At 44.8% G+C, this 1,689-nt stretch carries 1 protein-coding gene; it reads left to right on the plus strand.

What is annotated here, in order from left to right; genetic code table 11:
- Nucleotides 1-139: 139 nt before the first annotated feature.
- Complete coding sequence (locus tag WIH05_RS00150; protein WP_022272339.1) at nucleotides 140-1,585, plus strand: ISLre2 family transposase; 1,446 nt, start codon at nucleotides 140-142, stop codon at nucleotides 1,583-1,585.
- Nucleotides 1,586-1,689 lie beyond the last annotated feature (104 nt).

A 1,689-nucleotide genomic window follows, 5' to 3' on the forward strand; every position in this document is an offset into this window, starting at 1 on the left:
GTTAGTGTATAATTATCATTGGCAAATATAGGAACTATTCCTAAGACAAAAAAGGGAAACAGAGAAAATCCCTGCTTCCCAATCACACAGTTTTTCTTTATGATGTTAACTGCTAAGAAAAACATGTAAAGGAAACTGTATGATGAAAACTATTGTAGAGGAAAAACCGATATCTTTCAAGGAGTTGGAGCAAAAAATATTTTCTTATGTATGTGAGCTGGGCAGAGAGATCACAACTGCCATGCTGGAGGCTTATGATAAGGAACTGGCAGAGGGAAGGGATAAAAAGAATTACCGGGATAAAGGGATCCGCACCACCACGATAAAAACAGTCTACGGTGAAGTCAGCTATGGCAGGCACGTCTATCAGACAAAACTTGAGGATGGAAAGAAAGCCTGTGTGTATCTGCTGGATGAAGCCATGCAGATGGAAAAGATAGGCCTGATCTCCACAAACCTGGCAGAGAAGCTGGCCATGACGGTAACAGAAGCGCCGTACCGCGTTACAGCAGAGACAATAAGCAGCACCTGCGGCCAGAGCATCAGTGCCGGCGGTGTGTGGAACGTGATACAGCGGTTGGGTGAAAGGATCAGCGAAGAGGAAGAACATGCTGTAAAACAGATGCATGCGGACCAGTCAGAGGGAAAAAAGGAGATTCCGGTACTGTTTGAAGAAATGGATGGCGTATGGCTGTCCATGCAGGATGAACAGCATAAAAAGATGAAAAAACAGGAAATGAAGGTCTTTACCATGTATGAAGGCTGGGATGCGGAGAAAGAAAAGCAGGGCCGCAGTAGCCTGGTGGGAAAAACCATGCTTGCGGGGATGGAGAAAAGTAAGAAATTCCATGAAAAGCGGGAGGCCTGTATTTGCAAGAAATATGATGCGGATGAGATCGGCCAGCGCATCTTAAACGGAGATGGAGGCAGCTGGATCTACGAGCCATATGACCCGGAAGCAATCTTCCAGTTAGACAGATATCATGTATATCAGGAGATCACAGGGAAGATCCGTGATAAGAAAGCGCAGAGAGAAATCCGGGAACTGTTTGATACAGGCAAGCCGGAGGAAATGTTGGAATATATACAGATATATGCGACCAGCGTAGAAAGCCCGGATGAAAAGGATAAAAGCAGCCAAAAGGCCTGGGAATTATATCAATATCTGGAACATAACAGGGAAGGTCTGCTGCCCTACGATAAAAGGGGGATAAAGATAGCAGCCCCGCCGGAAGGGATTCTTTATAAAAGGATGGGTGTGCAGGAAAATCAGAATTGTACGGTGATCACGCTGAGGATGAAGAACCGAAGGATGCGCTGGTCGGTAAACGGAGCCAATAACCTTGCCAAGATCCTTTACCAAAAAGAAAACAAGGAATTGATTGAGACGATAGAGCGATATACGGATGGCTTAGTGTTCACAATGCAGATGCAGGAGATCGTGGAAACATTAAGTGCCGCAAAAGCTCCAAAGAAGGACGGGAAAGGAAATCCGTATGTGGATGTGGTAAATGTGCATATGCCGCTGCTTGAAGCGATACAGACAGCATCCAGAAAGGCGTTTAAGAGAGCGTTCTGTTGTTAAACAAAGGAAAACCCATAGGGTCTATTTGGCATACCCAAAAACAGAAAAAATATCATAAGGAAAAAATGAAGTGGGTAAGTTGCCAACGATTACTTGACACAAAC

It is taken from the genome of Alitiscatomonas sp. (assembly GCF_037242085.1).
Lineage (GTDB): Bacteria > Bacillota > Clostridia > Lachnospirales > Lachnospiraceae > Alitiscatomonas > Alitiscatomonas aceti.